6 protein-coding genes and 1 pseudogene are annotated in these 6835 nt (G+C 71.6%); 2 read left to right on the top strand and 5 right to left on the bottom strand.

The annotated features are described in order from the left end of the window. Positions 1–113: 113 nt before the first annotated feature. Entirely contained in the window at positions 114–827 is a 714-nt protein-coding gene (locus IF37_RS0137590; RefSeq protein WP_030753896.1) for a hemolysin III family protein, read from the bottom strand. A 321-nt stretch (positions 828–1148) separates the two neighbouring features. Between IF37_RS0137590 and IF37_RS0137595 the strand changes: the two genes are divergently transcribed. After that, positions 1149–2972 carry a phosphoenolpyruvate carboxykinase (GTP) gene (locus IF37_RS0137595; protein WP_030753897.1) on the top strand — a complete coding sequence of 608 codons (1824 nt, stop codon included), beginning with the start codon at positions 1149–1151 and terminating at the stop codon, positions 2970–2972. A gap of 137 nt (positions 2973–3109) precedes the next feature. Here the strand turns inward: IF37_RS0137595 and IF37_RS0137600 are convergent, their stop codons facing one another. From IF37_RS0137600 to IF37_RS0137615, 4 genes are all read right to left on the bottom strand, one after another. Beyond that, complete coding sequence (locus IF37_RS0137600) at positions 3110–3712, bottom strand: hypothetical protein (protein ID WP_030753899.1); 603 nt, start codon at positions 3710–3712, stop codon at positions 3110–3112. Next, positions 3628–4500, bottom strand: a complete 873-nt coding sequence (locus IF37_RS43170) for a substrate-binding domain-containing protein (protein ID WP_253915962.1) — start codon at positions 4498–4500, stop codon at positions 3628–3630. Before IF37_RS43170 ends, IF37_RS0137600 begins: the two co-directional genes overlap by 85 nt. Positions 4501–4758: 258 nt before the next feature. Beyond that, entirely contained in the window at positions 4759–5193 is a 435-nt protein-coding gene (locus IF37_RS0137610) for a hypothetical protein (protein ID WP_030753906.1), read from the bottom strand. Between the two features lie 84 nt (positions 5194–5277). Then, on the bottom strand, positions 5278–6489 hold the full coding sequence (locus IF37_RS0137615) for a pyridoxal phosphate-dependent aminotransferase (RefSeq protein WP_030753909.1): 1212 nt from the start codon (positions 6487–6489) through the stop codon (positions 5278–5280). A gap of 126 nt (positions 6490–6615) precedes the next feature. On the opposite strand from IF37_RS0137615, the pseudogene IF37_RS0137620 reads away from it, so the two are divergent. Continuing rightward, positions 6616–6835 (top strand): annotated as a pseudogene (locus IF37_RS0137620) (hypothetical protein); the annotation flags it as partial.

Genomic DNA, 6835 nt, shown 5'->3' on the forward strand with positions numbered 1-6835 from the left:
ACGGCCCCGGGGAAGGGCCCGCAGGACCCCCGCCGGGAAAGGGGAACGCCCACGGCTGGGGTGAGCGGTGGCCGGGAGGGGGCGGGAGGGAAGGGGCGGGTGGGAGCGGTGGGTCAGGCGTGCCGGTAGGCCACCAGCGAGATGCCGACGTAGTGGACGACGAACGCGGCGAGGGTGAGGGAGTGGAAGACCTCGTGGAAACCGAACCAGCGCGGTGACGGGTTGGGACGCTTGATGCCGTAGATGACGCCGCCGGCGCTGTAGAGCAGCCCGCCCGCGACCACCAGGACCAGGACGGCGATGCCGCCCGTGCGCAGGAAGTCGGGCAGGAAGAAGACCGCCGCCCAGCCCATCGCGATGTAGCAGGGCGTGTAGAGCCAGCGCGGGGCGCCGACCCAGAAGACCCGGAAGACTATGCCGGCCGCGGCGGCGGCCCAGATGCCCCACAGCAGCCACCGGCCCTTCCCGTCGGGCAGGAGCAGCAGGGTCAGCGGCGTGTAGGTGCCCGCGATGATCAGGAAGATGTTGGCGTGGTCCAGGCGGCGCAGCACGCCGTCCATCCGCGGGCTCCAGTTGCCGCGGTGGTACAGCGCGCTGACGCCGAAGAGCAGACAGGCCGTCAGGACGTAGACGCCGCAGGCGATGCGGCCTCTGGTCGAGTCGGCGAGGGCGGTGAGCACGAGGCCCGCGATGAGTACGGCCGGGAACATGCCGAGGTGCAGCCAGCCGCGGAGTCGGGGCTTGACCGGGTGCGGCAAGGAGAGCGCGACGGGACCGCGGCCGGCGGCCGGCGTGTCCAGGGGCGCGTCGGGAACGGGCGCAGTCATGCGCGGCATGGTACCGACGCCACCGTAAGTCGCCCGTCAGCACCCGGGAGTTCGGGTCGTCGGCGAAAGCGCCGGGTAGTCGTCAAAAAACTCTCCGTGACCGGGCAAAAAGTCTTTCAGGCGAAATCAACGTGGACGCAAAGAGTCGTGGCCAGCGTGGGATTCCTCACGCCGCTCACCTGTGATGCCCTCTGGACAGATGGGCACTAGACTCGGATGATCAAATGAGTGCGGTCGGCACCGGATGAGCGGCTACGAAGCATCCGGGTCGCGGCCCCCACGGGGCGGAACCAACAAAAAATCCCTCACTTAGGAGCAATCGTGGCGCGCGACAACGCGGCTCCCACCGTCGTCCCCACCCACCACCGGGAACTGATCTCGTGGGTCAACGAGATCGCCGAACTGACGCAGCCGGACAGCGTGGTCTGGTGCGACGGCTCCGAGGCCGAGTACGAGCGGCTGTGCGAGGAACTGGTCGCCAAGGGAACGTTCAGGAAGCTCGACCCGATCAAGCGCCCGCACTCCTACTACGCCGCCTCCGACCCGACCGACGTCGCGCGCGTCGAGGACCGGACCTTCATCTGCTCCGAGAAGGAGGAGGACGCGGGCCCGACCAACCACTGGAAGGCGCCCGCCGAGATGCGGGAGATCTTCTCCGGTGAGAAGGGCCTGTTCCGGGGCTCGATGCGGGGTCGCACGATGTACGTCGTGCCGTTCTGCATGGGCCCGCTCGGCTCCCCGCTCTCCGCACTGGGCGTGGAGATCACCGACTCCGCCTACGTCGCCGTCTCCATGCGCACGATGACGCGCATGGGCCAGGCCGTCCTGGACGAGCTGGGCGACGAGGGCTTCTTCGTCAAGGCCGTGCACACCCTCGGCGCCCCGCTGGAGCCCGGCCAGGAGGACGTCCCCTGGCCCTGCAACCGGACCAAGTACATCTCGCACTTCCCCGAGTCCCGCGAGATCTGGTCCTACGGCTCCGGCTACGGCGGCAACGCCCTGCTCGGCAAGAAGTGCTACGCGCTGCGCATCGCCTCCGTCATGGCGCGTGACGAGGGCTGGCTGGCCGAGCACATGCTGATCCTGAAGCTCACCCCGCCGCAGGGCGAGTCCAAGTACGTCGCCGCCGCCTTCCCCTCCGCCTGCGGCAAGACCAACCTCGCCATGCTGGAGCCCACCATCTCCGGCTGGACGGTGGAGACCATCGGCGACGACATCGCCTGGATGCGCTTCGGCGAGGACGGCCGCCTCTACGCGATCAACCCCGAGGCGGGCTTCTTCGGCGTCGCGCCCGGCACCGGCGAGCACACCAACGCCAACGCGATGAAGACCCTGTGGGGCAACGCGGTCTTCACCAACGTCGCGCTCACCGACGACGGCGACGTGTGGTGGGAGGGCATGACCGAGGAGCGGCCGGCCCACCTGACCGACTGGAAGGGCAACGACTGGACGCCGGCCGCCGAGACCCCGGCCGCCCACCCCAACGCCCGCTTCACGGTCCCCGCCGCGCAGTGCCCGATCATCGCGCCCGAGTGGGAGGACCCCAAGGGCGTGCCGATCTCGGCGATCCTCTTCGGCGGCCGGCGGGCCAGCGCGGTGCCGCTGGTGACGGAGTCCTTCGACTGGAACCACGGCGTCTTCCTCGGCGCCAACGTGGCCTCCGAGAAGACCGCGGCGGCCGAGGGCAAGGTCGGCGAACTGCGCCGCGACCCGTTCGCGATGCTGCCGTTCTGCGGTTACAACATGGGCGACTACATGGCCCACTGGATCGACGTGGCCAAGGACAAGGACCAGTCCAAGCTGCCGAAGATCTACTACGTCAACTGGTTCCGCAAGAACGACGAGGGCGCCTTCGTCTGGCCGGGCTTCGGCGAGAACTCCCGGGTCCTGAAGTGGATCGTGGAGCGGCTGGCGGGCACGGCCGAGGGCGTCGAGACCCCGATCGGCGTCCTGCCGACCCGGCAGGCCCTGGACACCGACGGCCTGGAGCTGTCCGACTCCGACCTGGACTTCCTGCTCACGGTGGACAAGGAGGTGTGGCGCGAGGAGGCCGCCCTGGTCCCCGAGCACCTGAACACCTTCGGCGACCACACCCCGAAGGAGCTGTGGGACCAGTACCGGGCGCTGGTGGAGCGCCTGGGCTGATCCCCGCCTGCCCCGAGCCCGCGGCCCGGCAAGGCTCCGCGGCCGGTCCGGATGTGCCCTGACCAGCGATCGTCACGACCGGCCGCGGTGAACACCCGCCCGGGGCCCCGCACAACGGCGTGCGGGGCCCCGGGCCTTCAGGTGCCCCGGGCCTTCAGGTACCGCGTGTGCGACTCCTGTCTGCGCCGCTCGGTGTCCCGCAGCGCCGACGCCAGCCGTCCGGCCTCCTCGCGCAACAGGCCCAGCTGGTGCTCCAGGTGCCGCTCCGGTGGTTCGGCGCCGGGGGTCAGGCGCGTCCACCAGCGGGTGCGGACGAAGGCGTCCACGGCCTCGGGGACGTCCTGCCGTACCGCCCGGGAGACGGTGTGCACGCCCTCCGGGTCCCGGGCGAGCGCCTCGGCGACCCGGCCCGGCTCCAGCAGCGCGCCCAGCAGCCCGGTCAGCTCGGCGAGCCGGGCGGCGGCCCCGGGCGGCAGGTCGACGTCCCCGAGGTAGGCGCCGAGCGCGGCGAAGTCGGCGCGGATCCCGTCCAGTTGCTCCGAGGGACCGGGGAAGCCGGGCGGCGCGGGCCGCTCCGGCGGGGCGATCAGCGCGCCGGCGCCGTACAGCCCGGCGACCACGACCGGCCAGTACGGTCCCGCGACCCCGGCGAAGGTCAGCACCAGGCCGAGCAGCCCGCAGGCGCCGCCGGCCAGGTTCTTGCGGGACTCCAGGTAGCCGAGGACCCTGCTGGTAGCCACGGATCTCCTCGAAGGCGCCGTCCAGCGAGCCCTGCCGGGCGTCGAAGAGCTGGCCGCCGGTCAGGTCGGCGATGTGCTCCAGCTCGGCGCGGGAGGAGTCGCCGAACAGGATCGGGAAGACGGGGATCTCCCGCCGGTCGGTGCCGAGCGCGCGGTAGAAGCCGTCGAAGTCGCCGGCCCCGGCGCCGGCGGTTCGCCACGCAGGAGGCGGCGGCGAGGTACAGGGCGCCGGAGTTGGAGGACTCGGGGTCGGTGCTGGAGATGTACAGCGTGCCCGTCAGCTCCCCGTGCGCCCGGGCCCCCTTGAGCTGCTGCCAGGTGCGGTCGTGCCGGACCGCGTCCAGCAGGGCGGCCATCCTCAGCGTGCCCCGGTGCGCGCCGTCGAGCACGGCCAGCCCGTTCGCGGCGAGCACGCCGGCCGCGCCGCGGTGGGCCACGACGACCAGCGGCGAGTAGAACGGCCGCGGCAGCGGCTGCCGCGCGTGGTACTTCCGGGCCAGCTCGTCGGCGGGTGCCTGGCTGGACGGGAAGGCGAAGTCGTAGCCCTTGAGGTCCAGGCCCTCCATGGCCCAGGACCCGGAGGGCTCGGCCTCGACGGTGTAGCCCTTGGCGGCGAGGGCCTGCACCACGTCGGGATCGGCGAAGAAGTCGGCCTTCTCCGATCCGATCACACCCCGCACGGTCTTCGTTGCCGTGCCCTTGTCCTCTCCGTGCCGGCCCGCGACGACGTCGGCCACCACGCCACCGATCAGCAGGACCGCGAGGACGATTCCCGCGATACGTCTCACGTCGGGGAGCGTGCTCCCGGAAACCCACGTTCCGCACGCGAGGAGATGAACGCCGGGTGACGGCCCGTTCCCGGTATGCAACCGGAGGCACCGGGTCCGCCGCGCGGGCCGGACGGGCGGGGCGCGGGCGTGCGGGTGCGTGGGCGGGGCGGCGGGTTCGCCGGCCGGGGCCGGTGTCGGGCGGGGTGTGTGGCGCCCGGTCCGCGCGTCGCTGCGGGTGCACGCGGACCGGGGCCGATCGGGGGACCCCGGGCGGGGTCAGTGTGCCGGGCTGAACTCCTTCGGTCCGGCCGGCTCGGCGGCGGCCGTGGCGGCACCGTGGGCGTCCATCCGCTCGGCGGTGAGGATCGCCACCGCCGTGTCCGCGCGCGAGGCGGCGACCACGAGCGCCCGTCCGGCGAGCGTGTGCGCCCGCCGGTGCAGCACGCCCGGTTCACCGGTCGCGGTGGGGGCCGCCCGCAGCGGGGTGCGCCCGCCGCGCAGCCGCGCCACCTGCGCCGCGAGGCGCTCGGCGGCGGTGTCCAGGTCGGCGGACGGGGTCAGGGCGCGCAGCTCGTCGGTGACCGCGAGCAGTGCGGCGAGGTGTCCGGCGAGCTGGATGTCCAGCTCCTCCTCGCGCGAGCGGTGGGGGAAGTCGGAGGTGGTGCCGGCCATCGTGCTGTGGACCGACTTGGTGCGGATCGGTTCGTACATGGGGGATGGCCTCCTGTGCGCTGACAGGAAGCCATCCTAGCTTAGATTTCGTCTAAAGTTGAGTCGGGTCACGGCCCCCGTCGGCTACGCCTGGACGTACCCGTCCAGGAAGTTCCCGATCCGGGTGACCGCGTCGCGCAGGTCGCCGACGGTCGGCAGGGTCACCACCCGGAAGTGGTCGTGCTCCGGCCAGTTGAAGCCCGTGCCGTGGACAACCATGATCTTCTCCTGCCGCAGCAGGTCCAGGACCAGCCGCCGGTCGTCCTTGACCTTGAAGACCTGGGGGTCGAGGCGCGGGAACAGGTACAGGGCGCCCTTCGGCCGTACGCAGCTCACCCCCGGGATCCGGGTCAGCAGCTCGTACGCGGTGTCCATCTGCTCCTTCAGCCGCCCGCCCGGCAGCACCAGGTCCTCGATCGACTGGCGTCCGCCGAGCGCGGCGACCACCCCGTGCTGACCCGGCATGTTCGCGCACAGCCGCATGTTCGCCAGGATCGTCAGGCCCTCGATGTAGGAGTCGGCGTGGGCGCGCGGGCCGGAGATCGACATCCAGCCGACGCGGTAGCCGGCCACCCGGTACGCCTTCGACATGCCGTTGAAGGTGAGGGTGAGCAGGTCGGGGGCGACCTTCGCGGTCGGCGTGTGGGTGGCTCCGTCGTAGAGGATCTTGTCGTAGATCTCGTCGGAGCAGACGAGGAGGTTGTGCCGGCGGGCGATGTCCGTCAGCCCCTTGAGCACGGTCTCGTCGTAGACGGCGCCCGTGGGGTTGTTCGGGTTGATGACGACGATCGCCTTGGTGCGGTCGGTGACCTTGCGCTCGATGTCGGCGAGGTCGGGCATCCAGTCGGACTGCTCGTCGCAGCGGTAGTGCACCGCCGTACCGCCGGAGAGGGAGACGGCCGCCGTCCACAGCGGGTAGTCCGGGGCCGGTACGAGGACCTCGTCGCCGTCGTCCAGCAGCCCCTGCATCGCCATCACGATCAGCTCGGAGACACCGTTGCCGATGAAGACGTGCTCGACGTCCGTCTCGATGCCGAGGGTCTGGTTGTGCATCACGACCGCGCGGCGGGCGGCGAGCAGGCCCTTGGCGTCGCCGTAGCCGTGCGCGGTGGAGACGTTGCGGAGGACGTCCTCCAGGATCTCCGGCGGGCACTCGAAGCCGAAGGCGGCCGGGTTGCCGGTGTTCAGCTTGAGGATGCGGTGGCCCGCCGCCTCAAGCCGCATGGCCTCTTCGAGCACCGGTCCCCGGATCTCGTAACAGACGTTGGCGAGCTTGGTCGACTGGGTCACCTGCATGTCCGTGAGCTTACGACCCGGTAACGCCTCACGCGTCGTGTTTTCCGCCACGTGAGACGCGGAAGTTTGCCCGGAAATCGCCGTCGGCTGTCTCGGTGATCCCTTGCGTCCCTAGAATCCGCTGACATGTCCACGGAACGGGAGTACGAGGTGGGGGCGGACGGCACCCGGGAGGCGGGCGGCACGCCCGGGGCCGGGCCGAACGTGTACCACCCGCGGCCGGCCGCGGCCCCGGCGTACGAGGAGTACGCCGACCCGGCCGCCGCGCACGGCTGGCAGAGCGCCTACGACGAGACGCGCGAGCTGCCTCCCGTGCCGGCCGGGCCCGCCGAGGGCCGGGCCGGAC

The sequence above is a fragment of the Streptomyces sp. NRRL S-31 genome, assembly GCF_000718775.1.
GTDB lineage: Bacteria > Actinomycetota > Actinomycetes > Streptomycetales > Streptomycetaceae > Streptomyces.